The 26,365-nt window shown below is 66.7% G+C and carries 25 protein-coding genes and 1 pseudogene; 14 read left to right on the forward strand and 12 right to left on the reverse strand.

The annotated features are described in order from the left end of the window. Positions 1 to 62 precede the first annotated feature (62 nt). The 4 genes from ACN9M4_RS19165 to ACN9M4_RS19180 form a co-directional block, all read right to left on the reverse strand. Positions 63 to 2,303, reverse strand: a complete 2,241-nt coding sequence (locus ACN9M4_RS19165; RefSeq protein ID WP_426300730.1) for a dipeptide ABC transporter ATP-binding protein — start codon at positions 2,301 to 2,303, stop codon at positions 63 to 65. Beyond that, positions 2,300 to 3,268, reverse strand: a complete 969-nt coding sequence (locus ACN9M4_RS19170) for an ABC transporter permease (RefSeq protein WP_426300732.1) — start codon at positions 3,266 to 3,268, stop codon at positions 2,300 to 2,302. The genes ACN9M4_RS19165 and ACN9M4_RS19170 overlap by 4 nt, the downstream gene beginning before the upstream one ends. Continuing rightward, positions 3,268 to 4,251, reverse strand: coding sequence for an ABC transporter permease (locus ACN9M4_RS19175; protein ID WP_426300734.1), 984 nt, complete (start codon positions 4,249 to 4,251; stop codon positions 3,268 to 3,270). The genes ACN9M4_RS19170 and ACN9M4_RS19175 overlap by 1 nt, the downstream gene beginning before the upstream one ends. 268 nt (positions 4,252 to 4,519) lie before the next feature. Next, positions 4,520 to 5,140 carry a TetR/AcrR family transcriptional regulator gene (locus ACN9M4_RS19180; RefSeq protein WP_426300736.1) on the reverse strand — a complete coding sequence of 207 codons (621 nt, stop codon included), beginning with the start codon at positions 5,138 to 5,140 and terminating at the stop codon, positions 4,520 to 4,522. A 126-nt stretch (positions 5,141 to 5,266) separates the two neighbouring features. Between ACN9M4_RS19180 and ACN9M4_RS19185 the strand changes: the two genes are divergently transcribed. Further along, entirely contained in the window at positions 5,267 to 5,830 is a 564-nt protein-coding gene (locus tag ACN9M4_RS19185; RefSeq protein WP_426300738.1) for an NAD(P)H-dependent oxidoreductase, read from the forward strand. Between the two features lie 383 nt (positions 5,831 to 6,213). Continuing rightward, positions 6,214 to 7,011 carry a GerMN domain-containing protein gene (locus tag ACN9M4_RS19190; RefSeq protein WP_426300740.1) on the forward strand — a complete coding sequence of 266 codons (798 nt, stop codon included), beginning with the start codon at positions 6,214 to 6,216 and terminating at the stop codon, positions 7,009 to 7,011. Between the two features lie 147 nt (positions 7,012 to 7,158). On the opposite strand, the gene ACN9M4_RS19195 is transcribed toward ACN9M4_RS19190, so the two are convergent. Beyond that, positions 7,159 to 7,695, reverse strand: coding sequence for a hypothetical protein (locus ACN9M4_RS19195; protein WP_426300742.1), 537 nt, complete (start codon positions 7,693 to 7,695; stop codon positions 7,159 to 7,161). Then, the gene (locus ACN9M4_RS19200; protein ID WP_426300744.1) at positions 7,692 to 8,741 is read right to left on the reverse strand and encodes a hypothetical protein; all 1,050 of its coding nucleotides are present in this window, start codon (positions 8,739 to 8,741) and stop codon (positions 7,692 to 7,694) included. The genes ACN9M4_RS19195 and ACN9M4_RS19200 overlap by 4 nt, the downstream gene beginning before the upstream one ends. A 163-nt stretch (positions 8,742 to 8,904) precedes the next feature. Between ACN9M4_RS19200 and ACN9M4_RS19205 the strand changes: the two genes are divergently transcribed. The 3 genes from ACN9M4_RS19205 to ACN9M4_RS19215 all read left to right on the forward strand — a co-directional run bounded on the left by ACN9M4_RS19205 (position 8,905) and on the right by ACN9M4_RS19215 (position 11,230). After that, positions 8,905 to 10,215 carry a PLP-dependent aminotransferase family protein gene (locus ACN9M4_RS19205; protein WP_426300746.1) on the forward strand — a complete coding sequence of 437 codons (1,311 nt, stop codon included), beginning with the start codon at positions 8,905 to 8,907 and terminating at the stop codon, positions 10,213 to 10,215. Further along, the gene (locus ACN9M4_RS19210) at positions 10,212 to 10,643 is read left to right on the forward strand and encodes a universal stress protein (RefSeq protein WP_426300748.1); all 432 of its coding nucleotides are present in this window, start codon (positions 10,212 to 10,214) and stop codon (positions 10,641 to 10,643) included. The genes ACN9M4_RS19205 and ACN9M4_RS19210 overlap by 4 nt, the downstream gene beginning before the upstream one ends. Positions 10,644 to 10,891: 248 nt before the next feature. Then, on the forward strand, positions 10,892 to 11,230 hold the full coding sequence (locus ACN9M4_RS19215; protein WP_426300750.1) for a hypothetical protein: 339 nt from the start codon (positions 10,892 to 10,894) through the stop codon (positions 11,228 to 11,230). Between the two features lie 103 nt (positions 11,231 to 11,333). Here ACN9M4_RS19215 and ACN9M4_RS19220 read toward each other — a convergent pair whose 3' ends face one another. From ACN9M4_RS19220 to ACN9M4_RS19235, 4 genes are all read right to left on the reverse strand, one after another. Beyond that, positions 11,334 to 12,890 (reverse strand): dihydrolipoamide acetyltransferase family protein, encoded by a 1,557-nt coding sequence (locus ACN9M4_RS19220; RefSeq protein ID WP_426300752.1) that lies wholly within the window; start codon positions 12,888 to 12,890, stop codon positions 11,334 to 11,336. Between the two features lie 55 nt (positions 12,891 to 12,945). Further along, entirely contained in the window at positions 12,946 to 13,926 is a 981-nt protein-coding gene (locus tag ACN9M4_RS19225) for an alpha-ketoacid dehydrogenase subunit beta (protein ID WP_426300754.1), read from the reverse strand. After that, a complete protein-coding gene (gene pdhA, locus ACN9M4_RS19230) occupies positions 13,926 to 15,122 on the reverse strand; it encodes a pyruvate dehydrogenase (acetyl-transferring) E1 component subunit alpha (protein WP_426300756.1) in 1,197 nt (398 codons plus the stop codon). Before pdhA ends, ACN9M4_RS19225 begins: the two co-directional genes overlap by 1 nt. A 146-nt stretch (positions 15,123 to 15,268) precedes the next feature. Beyond that, positions 15,269 to 16,387, reverse strand: a complete 1,119-nt coding sequence (locus tag ACN9M4_RS19235) for a histidinol-phosphate transaminase (RefSeq protein ID WP_426300758.1) — start codon at positions 16,385 to 16,387, stop codon at positions 15,269 to 15,271. A 76-nt stretch (positions 16,388 to 16,463) separates the two neighbouring features. On the opposite strand from ACN9M4_RS19235, the pseudogene ACN9M4_RS19240 reads away from it, so the two are divergent. Both ACN9M4_RS19240 and ACN9M4_RS19245 read left to right on the forward strand, forming a co-directional pair. Then, a pseudogene (locus tag ACN9M4_RS19240) lies at positions 16,464 to 16,892 on the forward strand (phage holin family protein). 147 nt (positions 16,893 to 17,039) lie between these two features. Beyond that, a complete protein-coding gene (locus tag ACN9M4_RS19245) occupies positions 17,040 to 17,888 on the forward strand; it encodes a sulfurtransferase (RefSeq protein WP_426300760.1) in 849 nt (282 codons plus the stop codon). Between the two features lie 101 nt (positions 17,889 to 17,989). Here the strand turns inward: ACN9M4_RS19245 and ACN9M4_RS19250 are convergent, their stop codons facing one another. Both ACN9M4_RS19250 and ACN9M4_RS19255 read right to left on the reverse strand, forming a co-directional pair. Then, complete coding sequence (locus ACN9M4_RS19250; RefSeq protein ID WP_426300762.1) at positions 17,990 to 19,459, reverse strand: hypothetical protein; 1,470 nt, start codon at positions 19,457 to 19,459, stop codon at positions 17,990 to 17,992. Between the two features lie 14 nt (positions 19,460 to 19,473). Next, on the reverse strand, positions 19,474 to 19,779 hold the full coding sequence (locus tag ACN9M4_RS19255; RefSeq protein ID WP_426300764.1) for a hypothetical protein: 306 nt from the start codon (positions 19,777 to 19,779) through the stop codon (positions 19,474 to 19,476). Positions 19,780 to 19,983: 204 nt separating this feature from the next. Here ACN9M4_RS19255 and purB point away from each other — a divergent pair, with 204 nt between their 5' ends. The 7 genes from purB (at position 19,984) to ACN9M4_RS19290 (ending at position 26,300) form a co-directional block, all read left to right on the forward strand. Next, entirely contained in the window at positions 19,984 to 21,423 is a 1,440-nt protein-coding gene (gene purB, locus ACN9M4_RS19260; RefSeq protein ID WP_426300766.1) for an adenylosuccinate lyase, read from the forward strand. Positions 21,424 to 21,606: 183 nt separating this feature from the next. Beyond that, a complete protein-coding gene (locus tag ACN9M4_RS19265) occupies positions 21,607 to 22,263 on the forward strand; it encodes a histidine phosphatase family protein (RefSeq protein WP_426300768.1) in 657 nt (218 codons plus the stop codon). Positions 22,264 to 22,427: 164 nt separating this feature from the next. After that, positions 22,428 to 22,931 carry a GNAT family N-acetyltransferase gene (locus tag ACN9M4_RS19270; protein ID WP_426300770.1) on the forward strand — a complete coding sequence of 168 codons (504 nt, stop codon included), beginning with the start codon at positions 22,428 to 22,430 and terminating at the stop codon, positions 22,929 to 22,931. A gap of 69 nt (positions 22,932 to 23,000) precedes the next feature. After that, complete coding sequence (locus ACN9M4_RS19275) at positions 23,001 to 23,435, forward strand: acyl-CoA thioesterase (protein WP_426300772.1); 435 nt, start codon at positions 23,001 to 23,003, stop codon at positions 23,433 to 23,435. Between the two features lie 49 nt (positions 23,436 to 23,484). Further along, a complete protein-coding gene (locus ACN9M4_RS19280) occupies positions 23,485 to 24,357 on the forward strand; it encodes a transposase (protein ID WP_426300774.1) in 873 nt (290 codons plus the stop codon). Between the two features lie 39 nt (positions 24,358 to 24,396). After that, positions 24,397 to 24,756, forward strand: a complete 360-nt coding sequence (locus tag ACN9M4_RS19285) for a nuclear transport factor 2 family protein (RefSeq protein WP_426300776.1) — start codon at positions 24,397 to 24,399, stop codon at positions 24,754 to 24,756. A 119-nt stretch (positions 24,757 to 24,875) separates the two neighbouring features. Further along, positions 24,876 to 26,300 carry a TrkH family potassium uptake protein gene (locus ACN9M4_RS19290; RefSeq protein ID WP_426300778.1) on the forward strand — a complete coding sequence of 475 codons (1,425 nt, stop codon included), beginning with the start codon at positions 24,876 to 24,878 and terminating at the stop codon, positions 26,298 to 26,300. Positions 26,301 to 26,365: the final 65 nt, after the last annotated feature.

Consider the following 26,365-nt stretch of genomic DNA (forward strand, 5'->3'; position numbering starts at 1 on the left):
TTGGTTGAAGTGATGGCTTGGGTTTGCTGCGGATGAGGTTCTTGAAAAGCCGTGGTTTCCCGTCAGGCATGCACCACGAGCATGTCGGCGTCGATCTCGCCGTCCGGGAAGAAGCAGGCGAATTGCTGCGCTTCCTCCGGATCCGTTCCATCCGCTGCTCCGGACGCAGAGCCGCCGGCCGCCGTCGCGTCGTCCCCTGCCAGGGGCGGTTCCAGCGTGAGGCACTTTTCTTTTTTCGCCTGCGGCAGGGCGGCGAAAACGGGGCAACGGGTGGCAAAGTTGCAGCCCTTGGGTGCGTCCAGGGGGCTGGGCAGGTCGCCCTGCAGCATGATCCGCTCGCGGGTCCGTTCCAGTTCGGGGTCCGGGACCGGGATGGCGGAGAGCAGGGCGCGGGTATACGGGTGGCGCGGGTTGTCGAAGACCTGGTCCACGTCCCCCATTTCCACGATCTTGCCCAGGTACATTACGGCCACCCGGTTGGAGATGTGCCGCACCACGGAAAGATCGTGCGCCACCATGAGGTAGCTCAAGCCAAGTTCGGCACGGAGCTGGTCCAGGAGGTTGATGACACCGGCCTGCACGGAAACGTCCAGCGCGGAGACCGGTTCGTCCAGGACCACCAGCTTGGGGTTCACCGCGAGCGCCCGGGCGATGCCGATGCGCTGGCGCTGGCCGCCGGAGAACTGGTTGGGGAAGCGGTTCACATGGTCCGGCTGCAGCCCCACCAGCGTCATCAGCTCCATGATGCGCTTCCTGATGGCGGTCTTCGGGAACCCCAGGTTTTCCAGCGGCTCGGCCAGCACTTCATACACCGTGAAGCGCGGGTCCAGGGCGCCGGTGGGATCCTGGAAGACCATCTGCATTTCCTTGCGCATGGCCTGCTTGGTCTTGCCGTCGGTAGCCACCTTGTTGCTGAGCCCGCCGATCACCACCTCGCCCTGCTGGCCTGGGCTCTGGGGCCCGGTGTGGAACTCCATGATTTCCAGCAGCGTGGTGGTCTTGCCGCAGCCCGACTCCCCGACGATGGACAGGCACTCGCCTTCGCGGATGTCGAAGCTGAGCCCGTCCACGGCTTTGACCGTGCCGATGCGGCGCTTGAAAAGGGAACCTTTGAGCAACGGGAAGTGCTTCTTCACGTCCTTGAGCTCGAGGACCTTTGCCCGCTCGTCCCGGGGGACGCCGTCGAACTTTGACACCGGAACCGGGGGCGCGTGGAAGATGCGGTGCGCGTCCACGCCGTCGAGCTCTCCGCTCTTGATGCACGCGGCGTGATGGCCGTCGCTGCCGTCGACCGTGAGCAGCGCGGGCTCGGCGATTCGGCACTCGTCGGTGGCCAGCGGGCAGCGGGCCGCGAAGGAGCAGCCCTCCACCGGGTTGATCAGGTTGGGCGGAGTGCCCTCGATCGGCACCAGGGAGCTCTCCTGGGAGGTGTCGACGCGCGGAACCGCGCCCAGCAGGCCCAGTGTGTAGGGCATCCGCGGGTTGTAGTAGATGTCCTGCACCGAACCCGTTTCCACGGGCTTGCCGGCGTACATGACCATGATGTCATCGGCCATACCCGCCACCACGCCGAGGTCGTGGGTGATCATCACGACGGCGGCCCCGGTTTCCTCCTGTGCCGCGTGCAGCACTTCCAGGACCTGGGCCTGGATGGTGACGTCCAGGGCCGTCGTCGGCTCGTCTGCGATCAGCACCCGGGGGTCGTTGGCGATCGCGATGGCGATCATCACGCGCTGGCGCATGCCGCCGGAGAACTCGTGCGGGAAGGACTTCAGCCGGGCCTGCGGACTGGGGATGCCCACCATGGCCAAGAGCTCGATGGCGCGGGATTCCTTCGCCCGGCTGCTCATGCCCGGGTTGTGGACGGTGAGGGCCTCGATGATCTGGTGGCCCACGGTGTAGACGGGGGTCAGGGAGGAAAGCGGGTCCTGGAACACCATGGCGATGTCGCTGCCGCGGTGCTTGCACATGGCTTTGTCGCCCAGGCCCAGCAGTTCCTGGCCTTTGAAGCGCACGGAGCCGCTGATTTCCGCGGTTTCCGGCAGCAGGCCCATGATCGCCATGGAGGTGACGGACTTCCCGGATCCGGACTCGCCCACGATGCCCAGGGTCTTGCCGGCCATCAGCTCGAAGTCGACGCCGCGGACCGCGTGGACCACGCCGTTTTCGGAGTTGAAGCGCACGTTCAGGTCCCGGACGCTGAGGACAGCGTCCCCGGGAGCGTAGAGGCCGGCGTCGCGCAGGCGCTCGACGGCGGACGGTCCGGTTTGGGTTCCGGCCTGGGTTGAGGTCTCGCTGCTCATTTGTTCTTCTTCTTTGCGTTCAGCTTCTGTGGGGGTTTGGCGCGGCCGATCGAGGTGGAGCTGGGGTCGAACGCGTCCCGGAGGCCGTCGTTCATCATGGCCAGGGAGCCGGTCAGCAGGAACATGACGGTCAGCGGCACCCAGAACATCCAGGGGAAGGAGGACACCTGTCCGGTGGCGCCGCCGATCAGCACGCCGAGGCTGACGTCGGGCAGCTTGATGCCGATGCCTATGTAGGAGAACGCCACCTCGGCGAGGATGGCCCCGGTGATGCCCCGGGTGAAGTCCAGCACCAGGAGGGAGCCGATGTTCGGGACCAGGTGGCGGCGCACGATCCTCATGGACGGAACGCCCATGTACCTGGCAGCCTTCACGTAGTCCCGCTGCATCAGGGACATGGCCAGGGAGCGGACCAGGCGGGCGGTTCCCATCCAGCTGAAGAACAGCAGGACGGCGATCAGCAGCAGCCAGCTGGGCAGTTCCTTGAGGCTCTGGCCGCCGCCGCTCGTGGCCACGGCCACCACCAGGATAGCGGGCATCATGATGAGCGCTTCGAGGATGAAGAGCATCACCGAGTCCACCTTGCCGCCGAAGAAGGCCATGGTGCAGCCGTAGATGGCGGAGATCAGCACGGACAGCCCGCCCACGATCAGGCCGATGAAGATGGATACCCGGGTGCCTTCGACCACCAGGGCCAGCAGGTCGATGCCGGCCTGCGAGGTGCCCAGGAGGTGTTCCGGCGAGGGGCCCATGCCGATGTTGAGCGGATCGATGGTGTCCTTGTCCCAGCTGGTGAGGAAGCCGCCCATCAGGGAGAAGGCGAAGAGCGCAACGAAGATGGCCAGGCCGGCCACTGCCGTTTTGTTCCGCATGAAGCGGCGGAAGATGATGCGGCCCTTGCCGATGACGACGTCGGCCGCCCTGGCTTCGTCCAGTTCGGCTACGGGATCGATAAGGTTCGTCATTACTGGACCCTCACTCGCGGATCGACCAGGGTAGTTGCGAAGTCGGCCAGGATGGCGCCGATGGCGAAGATCACCGAGCCGTAGGCCAGCATGGCGGTGGCCACGTTGACGTCCTGTTTGCCGATCGCGTCGATGCTCCAGAGGCCCACGCCTGGCCACGCGAAGATGGCCTCGGCGAAGAAGCCGCCGGTGAAGATGGCGGGGATGGTGAAGGCGATGCTCTGCGCCACCGGGATGAAGGACACGCGCAGGGCGTGCCGGGTAATGGCCTGGTTGCGGGTGAGTCCCTTGGCCCGGGCGGTGCGGACGAAGTCGGCGTTGACGTTGTCCAGCAGGTACTGCCTCTGGGCGATCTGGTAGCCGGCCCAGCCGAACACCGTCATCGCGAAGGTGGGCACGGCGTAATGGGCCACGAGGTCAACGAACGCCGGCCAGCCGGGCTCGATTCCCGGCGTCGAAATGCCGGTGACGAAGAAGATGCGCTCCCCCACGGCGTCGTTGATGCCGATGGCGCCCAGCTGCACAAGGAAGTAGGCAATCGGCGCGGGCAGGATGTGCACCAGGTAGCTGTACGAGGTGATCGCACGGTCCTGGAACTTGTACTGCCGGGCGGCCGAGTACACGCCCAGGGCCACGCCGATGATGAGCGTGAGGATGATCGAGGCGATGAAGAGCCTGGTGGAAATCATCACCCGGTCGGCGAATTCGGCATTCACGTAGGCGCCGTTGGGACTGCGCCCCCAGTCCCAGCGGGTGAGGATGCCGCCCAGCCACTGGATGTAGCGCTCGCAGGGATTCATGTTCGGATCCAGGCCCAGCAGGCGGAAGGAGTTGGCCACCTGTTCGGGGGTGGGCCGCGGGATCTTTTCCTGTTCCAACAGCGCCGGTTTGAGGGAGCTGACGGCAAGGAAGTACCCGGCCGAGGTGGTCAGGAAGATCATCACCAGGTAGGTGAGGGCACGTTTGCCCAGATAGCGGAGCACTTGCGTTCCTTCCTTAGTTCCTCGCCGCGTGCGGGGTGGTGCACGCGGCGAGGAAAAGCCGGCCGATGGTTGCGGGCCGTCCCCCAGATTCCGCCGTCGCAGAAACGTGAAGGATCAACTTCGAAGGATGTGCTTCGAATCACATCCCAGAGGAAGCTATCACATGGAAAGGCACACTATTTGCCACTGCACCAAGTCAAGCGGCGGCGGGTGTCCGGATTGTTATCAACGGACACGGCAGATCGCGCTCTTCAGCAGAGGGAAAGGGTCATTTCGCGTCAGGCGGGCAGCCCAGAAGGCGGCCGGCAAATTCACGCCAGCCGGCCTCGATGCGGGCCGCCTCGACCCCTTGGCTGCGGAGCGCGTACAGCACCCGTTCGGGGTCGAGGGTGGCGAGCAGGAATGAAGCCATAAGCCAGGGATCGCCGTCGATGCCCGCTTGGCCCAACAGCATCTCAACGTGCCTGTGCCAGAGCAGGGCGGGCGGGGCAGCATGGCGGTTATGCGGTGAATGATCCGCAGCCCTGGCGAGTTCGCCGTACTTGTCGATGTACCTGATCCGTGCCTCGCCGAAGGCAATGAGGCGTTCCACCGGCGGCGCGCCGGGACCCAGCGGCGGGGGGCCGAAGATGAACTGCTGCTGGAACTCGGCCTCGGCGTCGCTCAGCAGGGTCATCATCAGCCCGGCCCGGCTGCCGAAGCGCCGGAAGACGGTACCTTTGCCCACCTCCGCCCTGCAGGCAAGCATGTCCATCGTGACGGCGTCGGCACCGTGTTCGGCAACAAGCTCCCTGGCGGCCTGCAGGAGACGCTCCCGGTTACGGGCGGCGTCGCTGCGCTCGGACTGCGGCCCCGAAGAACCCTCCGGGCGGATCGGGATGAGGCTCACAAAAATCATTCTAGTCGTGGGAATACAAAGCGGACCGTAGTCCGTTTAGCTAGGTGAAAGCAGGCATCCAGCCTCAGAAACAAGAGCCCAGCGGCCCCGGCCGCGGTCCGAAGCAAGGAGTTACAAATGACCACGAATACCGTCCTCGCCCTGGTCGGCAGCCTTCGCGCCGACTCCCACAACCGCAAGCTCGCCGAGGCCATCGCCCTGAATGCGCCGGAAGACGTGAACGTCCGGGTCTACGGCTCCCTCGGCAACATTCCGTTCTACAACGAAGACATCGACGTCGAAGGCCAGGTTCCGGCCGAAGCGGCCGCCCTGCGCGCCGCCGCCGCCGAGGCAGACGCCTTGCTGCTGGTCACGCCGGAACACAACGGCACCATGCCCGCCGCGCTGAAGAACGCCATCGACTGGCTGTCCCGCCCCTTCGGCGCCGGCGCCCTGGCCGGGAAGCCGACCGCCGTCGTCGGAACCGCCTTCGGCCAGTACGGCGGAGTCTGGGCACAGGACGAGGCCCGCAAGGCCGCCGGCATCGCCGGAGCCAAGGTGCTCGAGGAGGTCAAGCTGGCCGTTCCCGGCTCCATGATCCGCTTCGCCGAGCTGCACCCGAAGGACGACGCCGAGGTCGTCGAGCAGATCAAGGGCATCTTCGAGCCGCTGACCGCCGTCGAAGAAGAAGTAGCAGCCTGACGCTGCTGAAGGCATAGCCGAGGCCCCGTTCCGTCCGGATGATTCCGGACGGAACGGGGCCTTTTGCGCCTCCGCAGGCACGCTACCAATCCGTGACGGAGCTGATGCAGAACCGTCACCGCACCGGCATTCCGCCCGGAATTTGCCGGACTTACGGTTGAAGCAGGAGGCGGCAAACATGGGCGGTGCCCGTGGAGCTGCCCGGTAGCTCGGGGGCTGTCATGGTGGGCATGCGCGGATTCGGACGCTCGACGGCGGTCGCCCCGCTGCGCGCCCTGCGCGCTGCCCCGCCGCACAGCTGTCTGTCGAGAAGCAGTCTGTCGAGAGGCGGACTTTCGAAAAGCGGACCGTCGCGAAGCGGTCTGGCCTTCAGCAGCCTGCTCGTGTGCAGCCTGGCCTTCGGGTTCGGCGGCTGCGGGTATCCCGCAGGCCTGGAACCAGAGTCGGCTCTTCCGGCAGCCGTCCCGGCCAGCCCGGCCCCCACTGGATCCCCCGGCTTTGCCCCCGGTCCCGTTCCGGCGACTTCCCCTGCCAGCCTGCCGACGCCAGAGACCGCCGCGCCGGGTGCCACCTCGCCCGGCGCGGACGGCTACGTCCTCCCCTCAGCGCCGGCGCCCGCAACGTCTCCGCCCGCCGCGCCTCCCATGCCGCCGTCGGAGGCAAGCGATGCTCCTGCTCCGGTTCCCGGCGCGGGGTCAGGCGCAGGGTCAAGTACGGGGCCGGGCGCGTCCGGAGACCTGGCGCTGCTTTCCGGCCCGGCTATCTACCTCGTGGCGATCGACGACGGCGGCAGCCGCGGCGCCCGTTTCGGTTGCAACGACAGCCTGGTCGCGGTGCGCTCCGGTCCCCCGGGAAGCCCGGCATCCGGGAGCCCGGCGGCTGCAACCGCACAGGACCCGATGGAGACAGCGATGACGCGGCTGCTTGCCCCGGACGGCGTTCCGGCAGCTTCCGGTCTGTACAACGCCCTTGCCGGCTCGACCCTGAAATACGTGTCCGGCCGGCTGGACGAAACCACGGCCGTGGTCGACCTCAGCGGGGAACTGCGGCAGGGCGGCGTGTGCGACAGTCCCCGGATCGAAGCCCAGCTCACGCAGACAGCCATCGCGGCCAGCGGCGCATCCCGCGCGGAAATCCGTATCAACGGACGGCCCCTTGCAGAGTTCCTGGATCTGCGCTGACGCAGGCGCGCGTTTGCCCAGGTATGCGTTTGCGCGACATGCATTGCCGGTGGGCCGGCGAGGCGTGGGTCTGCGCGACATGCGTTGGCCGTGGTTGCGTCTGCGGTGGTTGCGCTGGCGTGGCGTGCGGAAATGGGCGTGTACGGCTCATGATGTGGCGATCGCAATCAGTCGCCGCAGCGCCCAGGCCATCCGCACCAGTCCGAGAGCCGCGGCAACGCCAAGCCCGAACACCACCGCCTCAATGGGCCAGACGCCGGTGGCGCCGTCGCCCTCCACGAGGATCGCCGCCAGCGCGGCCACGAGGAGGGCGGCCAGCACCGGGATGACGGAAAGGAAGGCCTCGCCGATCTGCCGCCGATGATCCGGGGCAAGCCGCTCCAAGGGCAGGGCCCCCTGCCCCGGCGGCGCCTTCTTTCCCAGCACGTTCACCAGCATGGAGACGCTGCTGAGAATCAGGCCAGCCACCGCGCCGGACAAGGTGGCCAGGGTCTGGAACAAGGTGCGGCGGGCGTCTTCCGCGACGCCCTCGACCATGAGCGGCTGCACCAGCAAAGCGGACAGGGCCAGCCAGGCGCCGACCGCCAAAGCCGCCCACAGCAGGTCCACGCGGGGATGCAGCAGGAACCAGCGCCACGCGGCGCCGCGGCGCGGTCGGCCGATCCCGACCTCGTACAGGCTCATCGCGCGGAACCTCGGGCCAGGACCCGTTCCGACATGTCCAACGGTTCCGTCAAAGCTGAGCCCTCCGCCGTCGTCGATTGTTCCGCGGCCGTGACCAGTTCCGCACCGGCGGCCGCGGCAAGGGCCGGCACCACGGAGTTGTCCGGCATTCCCGTCACTTCCGGCAGGGTCCTGGCGAAGAAGTCCTCGTGGTTCTGCGACTGGTTCCGCAGGATTTCCACGGCCTCGGCCGAGGCGCGGGCGGGATCGTTGAAGACGCCGGCGTCGACGTCCACGTAGGAAATGAACCTCTCCTTGAGCAGGTCCACCACTTCCCGGTCCCCGCTGATGGAGTTCCTGCCCTCGGCCACCACGTGGTCGAACTGCTCCATGGATCCGGCACGCCGGAACACCTCGATCAGCTGCTGGATGCGCTCCCTGATCCGCCGCTTGTCCTGGGCGCTGCCGCTGCGGCCGACACTGAGGGACACCCGGAACGTACCTTCGCTCATGAGGCGCGAGGCACTGTCCAGCACGTCCGCCCACTCGCCTTCCATGAACTTCCCGGAAAGGCGGCCCGCCGGCAAGGAGAACTCGAAGCGGCTGACGTCCAGCCGCTCCAGGATGTCTTCGACGTCTTCCCGCACAACGGGAACAAGGCCGGGTTCCAGGCCAAGCATGCCGCCAAGGTACTCTCCCAGCCGCGAGGCCCGGGGGCCGTTTCCGCTGCTCAGCACCGCCAGGACGTTCCGCTTCAGGAAGGCGAAGTAGGTGGTCTCCAGGAGGTGGTCGCCGGCGTCGAGCGGCAGCGGCTTCCGGCGCCCCGCGCTGTCCCCCACACTTGGCAGGTTCCCGCCACGCACACGGTCCAGCATGACCACCGGGAGGGGTGCGACGGCGGCCGTCTGGGCGAGCAGGACGGTTCCGTCGGCGCAGCGGTAGTGGCGGTCAACGCCGTCGCGCTCTGCACCACGGAGTACCTCAGCCACCCGGCGCGCGGGAAACGGCCGGAACAACCCGTCACCGTTCATCTGGTCGATCCGCCAGAACTGCACGCTTCGTTTCACGAGCCACCATCCTGTGCCATGTCCGCCTCACGTTCCGCCTTCAAAGCTGCCTGGTGCCAAAGCTACGCCGAGGCACCGACATTCACAGCGACGTCGGCCATCCGCCCTTATTAAAGAAACACCTGTTGCCCATTTGGCAACTCCGGGGAGTATCCTGTTCACTGTGACCCACGAAACACTGGACGCCGGGCCGGAGCTGCCCGCCGAAGCGATCGACGCCATCGAAAGGGCCGCCACGGCCGCCCACCGCCACGAGGAACTCTTCTCGGAGCGCGCCGCCAACATCAAGCAGTCAGCCGTGCGGGATGTCTTCGACATCTCCATGCGGCCGGGCCTCGTGTCCCTTGCCGGCGGAAACCCCTATCTTCAGTCCCTGCCCCTGGAAAAGCTTGGCCAGGCCGCAGCGCGGATCATCGCCGAAAACGGCATGACCGCCCTGCAGTACGGCGGCGGCCAGGGCACGGAAGAACTGCGCACCCAGATCTGCGAGATCATGGCGGCCGAAGGCATCACCGATGCCCGGCCGGAAAATGTCGTCATCACGGCAGGTTCCCAGTCCGCACAGGACGTCGCCACCAAGGTCTTCTGCAATCCGGGCGACGTGGTCCTCGTGGAAAACCCCACCTACGTTGGCGCCCTGAACACCTTCGAGGCCTACCAGGTCCAGGTCGAAACCGTGGACATGGACGGCGACGGCCTGGTGCCCGAGATCCTCGAATCCCGGATCGCGGAGCTGCAGGCCGAGGGCAAGAACATCAAGTTCCTGTACACGATCCCCAACTTCAACAACCCGTCCGGGATCACGCTCGCAGCGGAGCGCCGCCAGCGGATCGTCGATATATGCCGTGAAGCGAATATCTTGGTGTTGGAGGACAACCCCTACGGCCTGCTGCGCTTCGACGGCAAGCCGTTGGCGCCGATGCGGGCCGAAAACGCCCACGACGTCATCTACATGGGCTCCTTCTCCAAGATCTTCGCCCCCGGACTCCGCATCGGCTGGGCCCTGGTTCCGGAGCATCTGCAGCGACGTTTCTACCTGGCGTCCGAAGCCGTGACCCTGTGCCCGCCAACGCTCAACCAGATGCTCATCTCGGCATACTTACGCGATTTCGACTGGCGCGGCCAGATCGAAACTTATCGTGCGCTCTACGAGGAGCGCTGCGCAGCCCTGCTCTCCGCACTAGACGAGTACATGCCCGAAGGCCTGAGCTGGACGCGACCCGACGGCGGCTTCTTCGTTTGGGTCACGCTGCCCAAGGGCGTGGACACCTACCCGCTGCTCCAGAAAGCGATCGAGGCCGGCGTCGTGTTCATTCCAGGTGCGGCCTTCACGCCGTCGGACGGTCCGTCCAACAAGCTGCGATTGGCGTTCAGCGCCGTGCCTCCGGATACTATTGCCGAAGGCGTCCGGAGACTCGCGAAAGTACTCACGGAAGCAATTGAAAACAGATCCAGCAAAGGAGCAGGTCTATGAGCGGTGTAGTCCTCGTCGGCGTCGACGGAAGCGAAACAGCACGCCGGGCGGCCGAATCGGCCAAGCGGCTGGCAACGGCTTTGGAAGCAGAGCTGCGCGTCGTCACGGCATTTGAAAGCGACCGCGTCGAAATTGTCGAGAGCGGCGCCGACAAGTGGGTCCTTTCCGACGCAGACGCCGCTGAAAAGGTTGCGCGCACCATCGCCGGGGAACTCGCCTCTGAGCGGCTGCAGACCAGCTACGGCGCCGTCCGCGGCAAGGCCGGCGAAGCACTCGTCAAGGAAGCCGAGCGCGTGGAGGCTCAGCTGATCGTGGTCGGAAACCGCCGTATGCAGGGCCTCGGCCGCATCCTGGGCAGCGTGGCGAACACCGTTGCGCACAACGCCCCTTGCGATGTCTACATCGCCAAGACGGACGAACCCGCCTAAGGCAGGTTCCCGAGCCGGCCGGCTCCCAGGTGAAAGCCCGGGAGCCGGCCGGCTTTTTCGTCGTGTGGGCGCCCCCGGGAGCGGGCCCGGGTATGACGCGTCGCACTGCAACCCTTGACGGGAATCACGCGGCCTGGTGGGCGTTCTCACCCCGTTTCCGGCCGGTCCCCATGGAACCCCGCCGATAAAATTGAGGAAGGCCCCCGAAGGCGCGAGCCGCCCGCCACAACGACCTCCAGGACCCCACTTTGCTTACTCTGCAGCCGCGCCAGCGCGTCGGGCATGACATCCTCCTCGCCCGCCACGGAAACCACATCAGCTCCATGCGTTTCGACCGGAGCAACGACCGCGTCGTTGCCATCCTGAACGACGGAACCACGGACAGCGCCCCGAACCTCATCTCGCCGCTGCTTGAGATGCCGGAAACCCTCCGCAGCGTGCTGCGTTCGGACTGGCGCGCCCTGATCATGGGTTCCGCGATGATGCTGGCCATCGGTCTCCTGGCCGCGGCGGTGTCCATCGGACTGATCGGCAACATGAGCGATGAGCAGCTCTCCCAGCTCGCCTACAGCAGCTCGGTGTACTGAGCCCACTGTCCCTATTGCGGAAGAGCCCGACCGCGCCGGATGGCGCCGTCGGGCTCTTGTCGCTTAAGGCCCCTTCCCGGGGCCCCGCACGCCGCTCCCGGACTTAGTCCAGCAGCAGCGCCGGCTCCTCAAGGATGGCGGCGACGTCGGCCATGAAGCGGGCGGACAGGTCGCCGTCGACCACGCGGTGGTCGAAGGAACCGCCGAGGGTGGTGATCCAACGCGGGATGACCTCGCCGTCGAGAACCCAGGGCTTCTGCTTGATGGTGCCGAAGGCGACGATCGCCACCTCGCCCGGGTTGATGATGGGCGTTCCGGTGTCGATGCCCAGGGCGCCGATGTTGGTGATCGTGAGCGTGCCGCCCTGCATCTGCGCGGGCTGGGTCTTGCCGGCACGCGCGGTGGTAGCGAGCTCATTCAGCGCCAGGGCGAGTTCCTTGAGGGAGAGGTCCTGCGCGTCCTTGATGTTCGGCACCATCAGGCCCCGCGGAGTGGCGGCCGCAATGCCGAGGTTCATGAAGTGCTTGACCTGGATTTCCGCGCCGCCCTTGCCGTCCGCGTCCTCCACCCAGCTGGCATTGACGCTCGGGTTCCGGGCGGCGGCCCAGATGACGGCCTTGGCCAGGATCAGCAGCGGCGACACCTTGATGCCCTCGAAGTCGCGGGAGGCCTTCAGCCGCTTCACGAATTCCATGGTGCGGCTGGCATCCACGTCCACGAAGATGCTCACGTGCGGAGCGGTGAACGCAGACTCCACCATCGCCTTGGCGGTGGCCTTGCGGACGCCCTTGACCGGGATGCGCTCCACGCGCTGGTCCTGCGGCTTGCGGGAAGCACCCCAGAAGGAATCGGCCTGGTCCAGTTCGGCGTCGCGCTGGGCCTGGTAGCTCACGAGGTCCTCGCGGGTCACCTCGCCGCGGGCACCGGTGGCGACGACGTCGGCAAGGTCGATGCCGAGGTCCCGGGCGATCTTCCGCACCGGCGGCTTGGCCAGTACGCGGCTGACGATGCCGCTGACCGTTGCGCCAAGGGCTCCGCCGAGGCCCGCGGTGGCAGCCTGGGGCGCGTCCTCGGTGGCTGCCGCCGGCGCGGCGGGCTGGGCGGGGGCCGGCTGGACGGAGACCGGCCGGGCAGGGGCCGCGGCGGGTGCCTGCACGGGCGCCGCCGCCGGGGCTGGCTGGGCCGCAGCAGACGGGGCCGCAACGGACGGGGCGTTCCGGCGCGGACGCCGCTTGATGGCGTCGGCCTTCGGACCGGAGCCGACCAGCGGACCGCCGGCGGGGCCGGCATCGGAGGTACCGGCGTCGGGCGTGTCCTTGGGCAGCTTGCCGTACATCGGCGTCTCGGCCGCGGACGGAGCTGAAGGCTCGACGACGGCGGGAGCCGCCGGAGCCGGAGCTCCGCCGGCGGCCTCGGCAGCGCCGTCGGAAATGCCGATGATCGGCGTCCCGACCTCCACAGTGATGCCCTCGGCCACAAGGAGTTCGGAGACGGTGCCGGCGTAGGGCGAGGGCAGCTCCACCAGGGACTTGGCCGTCTCGATCTCGCAGATGACGTCGTTGATGGCCACGGCGTCGCCCGGCTTGACCTTCCAGGAGACGATCTCGGCCTCGGTCAGGCCCTCGCCGACATCCGGGAGGTTGAATTTCTTAACAGTCACTTCGGTCCTTACGTTTCAGCAGGCGGCCGGCGGGGCGCGGCGCAGGCAGGAGCGGCTAGTAGGCCAGCGAACGGTCCAGGGCTTCGAGGATCTTGTCGATGTCCGGCAAGTAGTCCTCTTCGACCTTGGCCACGGGGTAGGGCATGTGGAAGCCGCCCACACGGATGACGGGGGCCTCGAGATGCAGGAACGCGCGTTCGCTGATCCGGGCCGCGATTTCGCCACCGATGCCGCCGAACGTGGGAGCCTCGTGGGCCACGATCAGGCGCCCGGTCTTCTTCACCGAGGCCTCGACGGTGTCGAAGTCGATCGGCGAAATCGAGCGCAGGTCGATAACCTCGATGCTGTGCCCGTCCTCGGCCGCCGCGGCGGCGGCCGCGAGGGCCACAGGCACCAGCGGTCCGTACGCCACGATCGTGGCATCGCTGCCTTCGCGCAGGACGTGCGCCTTGAAGGGATCCGACGCCGGGCCCGGGTTCTCGGTGTCAACCTCGCCCTTGAGCCAGTAGCGGCGCTTGGGTTCGAAGAAGATCACCGGGTCCGTGCACTCCACGGCCTGCTGGATCATCCAGTAGGCGTCGTGGGCGTTGGACGGGGTGATGATCCGCAGCCCGGCGGTGTGCGCGAAGAGCGCTTCCGGGGATTCGGAGTGGTGCTCGATCGAGCCGATGCCGCCGCCGTAGGGGATGCGGATGACCACCGGCACCATGAGCTTGCCGCTGCTGCGGAAATGCATCTTGGCCAGCTGCGTGGTGATCTGGTTGAAGGCAGGAAAGACGAAACCGTCGAACTGGATCTCGCAGATGGGGCGGTAACCCCGCAGGGCCAGGCCGATCGCCGTACCGACAATGCCGGACTCAGCGAGCGGGCTGTCGACCACCCGGTCCGGGCCGAAGTCCTTGAGCAGCCCGTCCGTGACACGGTAGACGCCGCCCAGGGCGCCGATGTCCTCGCCCATGAGCAGGGATTTGGCGTTGTTGCTGAGGGTTGCTCGCAGGCCTTCGTTGATGGCCTTGGCTACGGTCATGGTGGCCATCAGTGACCGGCCTCCTTTTCGCTTTCGAAACCTGCCTCGTATTCCCTGAACCATGCCTGTTCCTCGGCGACAAGGGGGTGCGCCTCGGCATAGACCCCGGCGAAGGCATCGTGGATGTCGGGGGCCTGCAGGGCCAGTGCGGTGCTGCGGACGTAGGCGGCCAGCTCGTTGCCGTCCTCTTTGACCTGCTCGAAGAAGGCGTCGTCGGCCAGGCCTTCGGCGCGGAGGTACTTCTCCAGGCGGTCCAGCGGGTCCTTGCGGCGCCACTCGGCCTCTTCGGCCGACTGGCGGTACTTGGTGGGGTCGTCGGCCGTGGTGTGCGCCCCGACGCGGTAGGTGTGGGCCTCGATCAGCACTGGACCGCGGCCCTCGCGTGCATGCTCGAGCGCCCATTCGGTGACCGCGTGGACGGCGATGACGTCGTTCCCGTCCACCCGGATGCCCGGGAAGCCGTAGCCCTTGGCCCGGTTGAAGAGGGGAATCTTGGTCTGGACCGCGGTGGGAACCGAAATGGCCCAGTGGTTGTTCTGGCAGAAGAACACCACCGGGGCGTCATACGAGGCCGCGAACACCATGGACTCGTGGACATCGCCTTCGGAGCTTGCGCCATCGCCGAAGTAGGCCAGCACTGCGGCCTTGGGATCGTTGGATCCGGCTGCCTCGGCGAGCTTCTGGTCGCGCTGGATGCCCATGGCGTAGCCCACCGAGTGCGGCATCTGGGCAGCGAGGACCAGGGTGTACAGGTGGAAGTTGTTCTCGTTCGGGTCCCAGCCTCCGTTGGAGATGCCGCGGAAGAGCTTCAGCAGCTCTGAGAGGTCAACGTTCCGGGTCAGGGCGACGCCGTGCTCCCGGTAAGTGGGGAAGATGTAATCCTGCGGCTGAGAGGCCCTGCCGGAGCCGATCTGCGCGGCTTCCTGGCCGGTAAGGGGAACCCAAAGCGCCAGCTCGCCTTGGCGCTGCAGGGCAGTGGCTTCCTGGTCGAAGCGGCGGATCTTGGCCATGTCCGCGTAGAAACCGCGGAGCTGCTCCGGCTCCAGGCGCTTGGCGTAGTCCGAAAACACCGGATCCGTGCCGAGCGTGCCATCCGGCCCGAGCAATTGGACCATCCCCGTTGCGGGGTCGCCGGACTCTGTCCCCTCCGGGAACTGCTGTCCGGTCACGTTGATCCGGGGGGTGGGCAATTGGGTTGAGCCCATTCCGTCTCCTTTGCCTGCCGCAGCCGACGCTGAGCATTCTTTTCGCTGATATATTCCATTTGGGGAATACATTCCCCAAATGGAATATTTGGCTTGCCGTCCCTTACTTTATCCTCAGTAAGGGACCCAAAGACATTTGTTAATCCCTACAAAGGCCGCGGCGCATTTGTGTACCCGCCACAGAGTTCCAGGAACCGGGTGTTCGCCTCGACTTCTCCGATGCTGACACGGACCCCCTCGTTGGCGAAGGCACGGACCGACAATGCGCGTTCCCCGGCCAGTTCCGCGAACCCTGTGCTGTGCTCCCCCAGGTTGAGCCATACGAAGTTCCCCTGCGCTTCCGGAACAAACCAGCCGAGTTCCCGCAGGCCGGCGACAACGCGGTCGCGCTCGTCAACGAGGCCCTGCACCCGGTCCACCACCTCATCGAAGTGTGCCAGGGACGTGACGGCGGCGCGTTCGGCAATCTGGGATACCGCGAACGGAGTGGCGGCGACACGGAGGTGCTGCGTGATGTCCGGGCTGGCGACGCTGTAGCCCACGCGGAGCCCGGCGAGGCCGTGCGCCTTGGAGAAGGTGCGGAGTACGACGACGTTCGGGTACTTCCGGTACAGCTTGATGCCTTCCACCGCGTCCGGGTCGCGGACGAACTCCTGATAGGCCTCGTCAATGACAACGACGACGCCGGCCGGGACGGACCGGATGAAACGCTCCGTTTCCTCTGCCTTGAGGATCGGGCCGGTGGGGTTGTTCGGCGTGCAAAGCAGGATGACCTTGGTACGCACGGTGACGGCGGCCGCCATGGCTTCAAGATCGTGCCGTCCGTCGGGCAGCAGCGGAATCCTGACACCCTCTGCTCCTGCCAGTCCGACGCAGATGGGGTATGCCTCAAAGGAACGCCAGGCGTAAATCACTTCGTCTGCCTTGCCGTCGGCGTTCTGCCCGGCGAAGGCGGCGAGGATCTGGTTCAGGGCACCCAGGCTTCCGGCGCCGGTGACGACATCGTCAGCGGGGACACCCAGGAAATCCGCGAGCGCCGTGCGCAGCTTGGTGGCAAGTGGATCCGGGTAGCGGTTGATGTCGCTCTGATCGGCGATCGCCTCCAGTACCGCAGGAATGGGAGGCAGCGGGTTCTCGTTCGAGGACAGCTTGTAGCTGGTCAAACCCTCAATCGCCGCAGGCGGTTTTCCGGCGGCGTACTTGGGAAGGCTGCCGACCACCGGGCGGGGCCGAACGCCCTCCTGTGCCATATCAGGAGAAGTCATAATTCCAAGCCTACTGGTCGGCATTTTCGGGGCCCGGGTGGACACTCCTTGCCGCCCTGTGTGAAAGCATGGGCCCATGGGTGCATTCATCGTCCGTGTCCTGATCAATGGCCTGGCCCTCTGGGTGGCCAGCTGGATTCTTCCCGGCCTGGATATTTCCACGGCTGCCGCCAGCAACGCCGTCAACAATGCCGGCATCACCCAGGGCGGTGAGACCGTGGGCATCATCCTTGCCTACTTGTTCATCGGCCTGATTTTCGGAATCGTCAACGCCTTTGTCCGCCCCCTCGTGAAGCTGCTGTCCCTTCCCATCACCATCCTGACGCTGGGCCTGTTCACGATCATCATCAACGCCGCGATGCTCTACCTCACCGCCTGGCTCAGCAGCTAAACGCCCGTGCACCTGACCATCGATTCCTTCTTCTGGACCGCGGTCCTCGCAGCGATCATCATCAGCGTGATTTCCGTGGTGGCCAATCGCATCCCCGGAGCCCGCCGGCGCTGACCGCACCCTGGCAGGCGGAGCCGGGATGACGCTGAGAGTTGTTCTGCCACCGGGAGCAGCTAGGGGCAACGGTCCGCATTCGAACCACCCGCGTCCATTATTTGATATGAAATGTCTCAGATAGCGAGACGACGGTTGAATAGTTCCATGATTTCTACGCTTCTTTCGCAGCCTTTCGTGAGCCAGCAGTGGCTCGAACAGCATTGGGTGCGGGTGGTTATCGTCGACACTCGCTGGTATCTTGACGGCGCTTCCGGATTTGCGGCGTATGAGTCCGGGCATTTGCCGGGAGCGGTGTTCGTCGATCTGGATGAGTGGCTATCAGGGCCGGCTTCGCCCGAGCGGGGCAGGAATCCCTTGCCCGACCCTCGAGTATTTGCCGAGGGCATGGGCAGGGCTGGCATCGGTGATGATGACATGGTGGTTGCCTACGATGACGCGGGCGGCGTGATTGCCGCTCGCCTCGTATGGATGCTGCGGAGCCTTGGGCACTCGGCGGCCGTCCTGGATGGTGGAATCAACGGCTACCAGGGGGAGCTCGAGACCGGAGTCGCCGGCCGTCACCCGGATGATTTCACCCCGCGTCCGTGGCCGTCCGAGTTCTTGGCTGACATCGAGGAAACGACGGCCGAAGGTGCCTTTGTTATCGATGCCCGCAACCGTGACAGGTTCGAGGGCAAACAAGACCCTATAGATCCCCGGCCAGGCCATATTCCGGGGGCTGTGAGTGTTCCCTGTCGCGAGAACCTGGAGTCTGATGGAAGACTTTCCCAGCCTGGAAAGCTGATTGAAAACTTTCGGGCCGCAGGAGTTGAAACTGCCCGGAACGTCATCTCTTACTGCGGTTCCGGGGTTACCGCGTGCCACAATCTCCTCGTCATGGAGCTCTTGGGCATGGATCGCGGGCGCTTGTTCGTCGGCGGCTGGTCGCAGTACGGACATGCCTCGGACCTTCCTGTGGAGACGGGAACCGGGCACTCGGGAGGCAGACTGTGAGCCGCGGTTCCTGGTCCTGGACGACTGGCATAGCCGCCGGCCTGTAAGTCCCCGGCAATGGTGGGTAGCTGAGCAGCCGCGGCGGCCTTCAACGACGGTTCTCAACGCCACCCCGCCTCCGAGCGGTTCTCCGGAACCCGGGGGCGTTCCCGTTGCGGCGGTGGAGACGCTGCGGGCATCGCCTCGCGGGTGAGCTTGAACCTGGTCACGGTCGGCTTGGGCAGTTTGGACCCGGTCGCGGCCGCCGCGCCGCCGGTCCCGAGTACGCCCGCGAGCGCGGCGGTGGATGCCATAAGGGACGGGTCGCGACTCGCGGCGACCCGTTCCGCGGCCTCCGCGTAGTTCTCCAGGCTGTGCCCCGGGCCGAGGCCCGCGTCTTTTCCCGGCGCAGTCTGGACCTGGTTCTCGAGGGTCACCGTCACGCGGTCCCTGGTGTCGGCATTGGGCACTCCGTCACACCCCGGAACCCAATCCTGGCTGTGTTCCAGATGCAGGCTGGTGATTCCGGGTTCGGGGTTGATGCCGCCGACGGGGGACCCGGCCGTGAGGACGTATTTGAGGTCGTATTCGGCCAGGAAAGCTTTGTTGGCCGCCAGATTCATCGCGTGGACACCACCCTGACTGTGACCAACTGCCACGACCTGTTCCCCGGCCGTGGCACCCGCCTCCCGCAGCGCCTCCCGGATGGCAGGCGCGAGGTAGGCGGAATCGTAGCCGAGGGCGTCGAAGATCCCGCCTTCGTCGATCGGATTGCTCCCGCCGGGCGGGTCCCCCTCCTGCGTTCCGGGAACCAGCACCACCCACGTGCTCTTCTCATCACTCCCGCCCTGCGGCACTTTGATCACGGCGATTTCTCCCGGCCCTTCGCTGTGCAGCCCTTCGGTCCGGCGCAGCAGGCCCGGCAACGAGGTGTCGACGGCTTCCTCGGTTGTTCCCACTTTCTGGACCGTGACAGGCCGCGGCTTCAGGTGCGCCAGCTCGGGCACGGCCACGATGGTGCGGAGAATGGCCCTGACGTCCGTCTGGCCCGCCAGCAGCGCCGTCACCGTCCCCCACAGGGGCCCCGGTATCGCGCTACCGAGCAAGGAGCCCACAATCAGCGGCGCCTGGGCCACGAGGTGCTCGGCGCGGTCCCGGTCCCCAAGATGCGTGCCTGCGCCCCCGACGAGCAGCATGCCCGCCTCCACCTGGGGAGGATGGATCAGGCCCACACGCAGGGCAATTGCGTTCCATGCCTCGGTGTACTCGTATTCGCGATGGCTCGCCCGGACCTGCTCGCCGGTCTTCCGGATCGCGTCACGGACCCGGGTCACTTCCTGCACCCCAGCACCAACGGCGACGATTGCCGGGTCGCCACTCGTGTAAGCCTGCAGCTCCGAGAGGAAGAGCTCCCGGCGGACTGCGTCGGCTTCCATGACAACGGCATCGAGCTTCTGCACGACGCCATCCAGCGCATTGGCTCCGGCCAGAAGCTCCTCGAACTGGAAGCCGATTCCACCCACACCGCCGCGGACCCTCAGGAAGCCGTCCACCGGCGGTTCCACGGGCCGGAGCGGGCCATCGTCCTCCATGCGCACGCCGGGCATCAATAGCCCGGCCCTGCCGGAACGGCCACCTTCGCCGCCTGGTGCATCACCATGACGGAAGCCTCCCGCAAGGCATCGCGTGCCCGCCGCAGTTCGACCAGGCGGATGGCAAGGACGTTTCGATAAGCCCTGCCCGCAGCCGACTGCCATTGCCCCATCTGGACCTGTCCAAGCTGCGACAACGCGGCGTCCGCTTCATCCGCACACCGTGCCACCCGTGTGGCGAGTTGCCGTGCGTCGACTTCCTGCGGGGCCCATCGCCCCGGATCAAACGCGGCTTCCGCCGCAATCAACGTGTTGCCCATGTTCAGCTCCTGTCTCCTCACCCGGGCACCGGGCTGCCTGCCCTGATGCACCGAAACTACGGCCGCGCACCCGGGGCGCGGAACCGCCGTCGGGCGCTATGTGGAAAAAGGCCCGCAAGGCCGCTGTGGAGGACAGTCCGTGGCGGTATTCACATAGCAGGGTCCGCTTAAGGCGCGGGCTGGAGTTCATGAAAGAATTGGCCCATGCCTGAAACCGCCGCCGCTGTTACCCGTACGCCCTCCGGACGCCTGGCCCTCGCCGCTTCGCCGGAACAGATCGCCCTCGGCCCCCTGGACGGCCGTTACCAGTCCGCTATCGCGCCGCTGGTCGATTACCTGTCCGAGGCCGCCCTCAACCGCGACCGCGTGGCCGTTGAGGTCGAATGGCTCATCCACCTGACCAGCAACAGCGTGCTGCCCGGCGCGGGCCCCCTGACCGCCGAACAGCAGGAAAAGCTGCGCAGCATCGTCACCGAATTCGACGCCGCCGCTGTGGCCGAACTGGCCGAGATCGAAGCCGTTACGGTCCACGACGTCAAGGCCGTTGAGTACTACATCAGCCGCCGGCTCCCGGCCGTCGGCATCGAGAACCTGACCGCGATGGTGCACTTCGGCTGCACCTCCGAGGACATCAACAACCTTTCCTACGCCTTGGGCGTCAAGGGCGCCGTGGAGGACGTCTGGCTGCCGTCGGCCCGCGCGCTGGTACAGCAGATCGAGGCCATGGCCGAGGAAAACCGCTCCGTGCCGATGCTTTCGCGCACCCACGGACAGCCGGCTACCCCCACCACGCTGGGCAAGGAACTGGCCGTGATCGCCCACCGTCTGGGTCGCCAGCTCGACCGGATCGCGAAGACCGAATATCTGGGCAAGATCAACGGCGCCACCGGAACGTACGCCGCGCACGTCGCCTCGGTTCCGGGCGCCGACTGGCAGGCCGTATCCAAGTCCTTCGTCGAAGGCCTGGGGCTTACCTGGAACCCGCTCACCACCCAGATCGAAAGCCACGACTGGCAGGCCGAGCTGTACTCCGACATCGCGCGCTTCAACCGGATCCTGCACAACGTCTGCACGGACATCTGGAGCTACATCTCCATCGGCTACTTCCGCCAGATTCCGGTTGCCGGCGCCACGGGCTCGTCCACCATGCCGCACAAGGTCAACCCCATCCGCTTCGAAAACGCCGAGGCGAACCTGGAAATCTCCAACGGCCTGCTGGACACCCTCGCCGCCACGCTGGTCACCTCCCGCTGGCAGCGCGACCTCACGGATTCCTCTTCGCAGCGCAACATCGGCGTGGCATTCGGCCACTCCCTGCTGGCCATTTCGAACGTCGCGAAGGGCCTGAAGGCCCTCGACGTCGCTGGGGACGTGCTCGCCGGCGACCTCGACACCAACTGGGAAGTCCTGGGCGAAGCCATCCAGATGGTGATGCGTGCCGAGGCAATCGCCGGCGTCCCGGGGATGGAGAACCCCTACGAGCGCCTGAAGGACCTCACCCGGGGACACCGCGTGGATGCCGCGCGCATGCAGGAGTTCGTCTCCAGTCTGGGCCTTTCGGCTGACGCCGAAGCGCGCCTGCTGGCGCTCACCCCGGGCGGCTACACCGGCATCGCGGACGAACTGGTCGATCACCTCAAGTAGGACGCAGCCGGAAGCCGCGCAAGCGGCGGCCGTTCGCGGGCAGCATCACGACGGCGGCGGGCAGGGACACAGCCTCACAAACAGGGGCGTCCCGGCCCGCCGTCGTCGTTTCTTGCGCCGCCGTCGGTCTTCGGAAGTACCGCCTCCTGCCGGGATGTCCGGCCCGGCTAGTAAGGTGCCAGCATGAGGCTATTGCTTATCCGTCACGGCCAGACCCCCGGCAATGTCCTGGGCCAGCTGGACACCGCGTTTCCCGGCCCCGGGCTGACCGAACTCGGCGTCCGCCAGGCCGCCGCGCTGCCCCGGGCCCTGGCGGATGAAGACATCGAAGGCCTCTACACTTCAACGCTCCTGCGGACCCAGCTCACCGCCACACCGCTGGCCCAGGCAATCGGCCTCGAACCGGTCATCCTGGACGGCGTCCATGAGATCGAAGCCGGGGCCCTGGAAAAGAAAACGGACCACGAATCGCATATGCGCTACATGGGCACCGTCTTTGCCTGGAGCGACGGGAATCTGGATGTCCGGATGCCGGGCGCGTTCACCGGCCATGACTTCTTCGATCGCTTCGACGCTTCCGTGAGCAAGGTGGTTGCCGCGGGCCACTCGACTGCGGCGATCGTCAGCCACGGTGCGGCCATCCGATGCTGGGCAGGACGGCGGGCCGTGGACATCGATACCCTCTTCGCCGAAACCCACCAGCTGCCCAACACCGGAATCGTGGTGCTCGAGGGCGACCCGGACTCGGGCTGGAGCGTGCTGCATTGGGACCGCATCCCTGTGGGCGGCCTTGCCCTGGCCGATCCGACGGCGGAGGACCCCACCGGCGAAGCCCTATAGCCGTCTCCGGCCGGGCCGGAACTCGGATGAGCCCGGAGGTCGGATGAGCCGCCCGGATCCGGGTCCATCGGCAGTTCTCCGGACCCTTACGCATAGGAAACACGGCGGTAACCGCTCCTTCCTAGGCTTGTTTTGCATAACCCCCTCCGGCGAAAGAGGTAGCGATGCAGACCAACCCGCGGCTCAACATCCGTCAGGTCAGCTGGGCAAACCCCGTGGGCGCAGACCTCCGCGCGGCGCAGCAGTCTGAACTGGATTCCCGTTTCGGCACGTCCGATCACGAACCTGGCCCGGCGCCATCGGAGGCCGATACAGCGGTCTTCGTGGTGGCGTACGAGAAGTGTTCCGGACAACCCCTGGGCTGCGGCGGGCTGCGGATCGTGGACGACCGCACCGTGGAGATCAAGCGTCTGTACGTTGTCCCCTACGCCCGCGGGTCCCGGGTGGCCAGTTCTATTCTGGCCAGCCTCGAAGGGCTGGCGCATTCGCGGGGCTTCCAGGTGATCACAGCGGAGGCGGGCTCGGCGCAGACCGACGGCCGCAGCTTCTACGAAAGTTCCGGCTTCGAGCCGGTCGCCAACTTCGGGCCGTACATCGGCGTCAGTGAGTCCCGCTGCTACTCCAAAGCCATCGATTCCCACAGCGCCGCGCACACCGCGATGGCCTGAGGGCTTAATTTTCCGCGCAAAGCGGTGGGCGGCGGCTGCTCCCGGCGGCGGCTCGGATAATCTCGCCCTATGGAAAAAGCAGACATCACGTTCCGGACCCGTAAATGGGTGCGCCCGGAGGACCTGAACGCCAACGGCACCCTGTTCGGCGGAAGCCTGCTGAAATGGATCGACGAGGAAGCGGCGATCTACGCGATTCTCCAACTGGGCAACGGCCGGGCCGTCACCAAGTACATCTCCGAGATCAATTTCGTGAGCTCGGCCGTGCAGGGCGACCTGATCGAACTGGGCATCACCGCCACCCGCTTCGGCCGGACTTCCTTGACGATGCGGGCCGAAGTGCGGAACATGATCACCCGCCGGAGCATCCTCACCATCGAGGAGATCGTCTTTGTAAACCTGGGCGAGGATGGCAACCCTGAGCCGCACGGCTACACGGAGATCACCTACGAGCGTGACCGCATCCCGGCCCACCACCTGACCCAGACCCTGCAGCAGGACTGAACCCGCCGACGTCGTTCCGGCTACCAGTCCGTGCCGCTAAGATGCCCGCATGGAGCTGAGCACAGTGGCCGCGGAGTTGTACGCGCTGCTGCCTGCCGAGTTCATCGCCGCCCGCGGCGCGCGTGCGAAGGAAGCGAAGGCTTCCGGCGACGCCGCGTTGGCGACGCGGATCGGCCGGTTGCCGAAGCCCTCGGCGGCCGCCTGGGCCATCAACATGCTGGCACGCAGCGGCGCCACCGAACTGGAACAACTCCTCGGCTTGGGTGCCGCGCTGCGGGACGCCCAAACGGAACTGGACCCGGCCAGGCTGCGGGAACTCGGACAGCAACGCCCCCACCTGCTGGCTGCCGCCGTCGGGAAGGCCGATGAAATCGCCGCCGGCCTCGGCGTGCGGCTGAGCGACGCCGCGGCAAGCGACATCACCGGGACCCTGCGGGCTGCCCTCGGCGACACGGATGCCGCCGCGGCTGTCCGGAGCGGCCTGCTGGTGCGGGGTTTGTCGGGCGACGGCGTAGATGCTGTCGACCTGTCCGGCGCGGTGGCGCTTGAAGGCGGCGCGGTTCCTGCCGCCCCGGCCGCCCCGCGTGTGAAGACCGACGACGGCGACACGAGTGCCCGCGAGAGCCTGCGGGCCAAAGCCGAGGACGCCGAGCGCGCGGCAGGGCAAGCGGAAGCGGAGCTCGCGGAGGCGGAGCGGTCGCTGGCGGAGGCCAGGTTCCGGCGTCGGGAGCTCCAGGCTGCGTTGAAGGAGACCCGGGAGCGCCTCGCGTCCCTGGAGGAGGAGCTGGCGACGGCCGAGCAGGACGCCCGCCGGGCGAGCCGCACCGCCGAGGCCGCGGACAAACTTGCGGCGCAGAAGCGGCGCATCGCCGGGCAGGCCCGCCGCTGGCTGGATCGCTACTCCGGGCCCGGAGGCGGCTGAACCCTTGATGGCCGGAGGGGCCGGGCGTAGAACGTAAGAATGAACGACGTCAACGCCTGGATGGACAAATACATCGCCGCCTGGACCTCGAACGACCCCGATGACATCAAGGCCCTGTTCACCGAGGATGCGGTCTACGCCACCCGGCCGGACACCGATTCGCCGTGGCGCGGACATACCGAAATCGTTGACGGTTGGATCGACGCTGGCGACATGCCGCATGCCTGGGCCTTCGAATGGACCCTCCTGGGGCAGGACGGCAACCTGGCCTTCGTCCAGGGCCTCACCACCTACTTCAACGGCCAGCCCACCTACGACAACCTCTGGGTGATCCGCTTCGCCCCGGACGGCCGGGCAACGGAGTTCACCGAGTGGTACATGCCGCGGAAAGACGCGTAAAGGTTTCGTAAAAACCCCGTTCCATCCAATCCGGGCGGTGCTAGGCTCCGTGAGCGCCGGGCGCCGAATATGCGGCCGGATATGCGCCTGCGCCGAAGGGCCAACGGAGGGGATCACCGATGTCGAAAGCACGGAAGCCGGCATCCGGGCGCCTCGGGTATGAGGCGCCGCGGGAACAGCGCGACGAGGTTCCCCGGGCGAAGAAGGAAAGCACCATCGCCCGGGCGCTCCTGCACCCCGTGCGCTCCCTGCCCCTGGCGTTCCTGCTGGTGATCCTGATCGGCGCAGCCCTGCTGATGCTGCCGTTCTCCCGGACCGACCTGGGCGTCGACCCCGGCCTCGCTCCCCTTTTCACAGCCGTGTCCGCCGTCTGCGTCACCGGGCTGGTCACCGTGGATACGGCCACGTTCTGGACCCCGTTCGGGCACGTGGTGATCCTGGGACTCATCCAGGTGGGCGGCTTCGGGATCATGACGCTCGCGACCCTGCTGGCCCTGGTCGTGCGGAAGAGCCTCGGCCTGCGCGGCCAGCTGGTGGCGCAGTCGGAAACCCACACCCTCAACTTCGGCGACGTCCGCTCGGTGCTGTTCCGCGTCGCGCGGATCATGTTGGCGGTCGAGGGAACCACCGCCGCCGTCCTGTCCGTCCGCTTCTGGCTCGCCTACGACCAGAACCCCGGCGTCGCCGTCTGGCACGGCGTCTTCCACGCAGTATCCGCGTTCAACAACGCCGGGTTCGCGCTGTACAGCGACAACCTCGTGGGCTTCGCGGAAGACCCCTGGATCATCGTGCCCCTCTGCCTGGCCGTGATTGCCGGCGGGCTCGGTTTCCCCGTGATCATCCAGCTCTTCAGGGGCACCCGGCTCAAGGACTGGACGGTGCACCTCCGCCTGACGGTATTCGGCACCTTGTTGCTCCTGGTGCTTGGTTTCGTGGCGTTCGCGGCCTTCGAATGGAACCGGCCGGAAACGCTGGGCCCGCTGAGCACCGGCGGCAAGGTCCTGGGCGCGTTCGCCGGCAGCGTCTTCCCGCGCACGGCCGGCTTCAACAGCATCGACTACGGGGCGGCGTCGTCGGACACCCTCATGACCACCGACATCCTGATGTTCATCGGCGGCGGAAGCGCGGGAACCGCGGGCGGCATCAAGATCACCACCTTCCTGGTCCTCGCCTTCGCCATCTGGAACGAAGTCCGGGGCCGCGAACAAGTGACCATCGCCCACCGCTCGATCAGCCCGACCGTGCAGCGGCAGGCGCTGACCGTTGCCCTGCTCGGCGTCGCGGCGGTGATCGGCGGAACCATGCTGCTGCTCATGCTGACCGATTACAGCTTGGAAAAGGTGCTGTTCGAAGCCATTTCGGCGTTCGCCACGGTGGGGGTCAGCACCGGTATCACCTACCACCTGCCCGACGGCGCCCAGTGGGTCCTGATGGCGCTCATGTTCATCGGCCGCCTCGGTTCCGTCACCGTGGCCGCGTCCTTGGCGCTGTCCTCGCGCCCACGCTTGTTCAGGCTGCCGGAAGAGCGGCCGATCATCGGGTAGGGTTTGGCTGCCCGCTTGCTTCGCTTCGCTTGCTTACCCGTGTCCCCGGCAGGACCCCGGACTTC

Origin of the sequence: Arthrobacter sp. R-11 (assembly GCF_049913155.1) — a bacterium.
Lineage (GTDB): Bacteria > Actinomycetota > Actinomycetes > Actinomycetales > Micrococcaceae > Arthrobacter.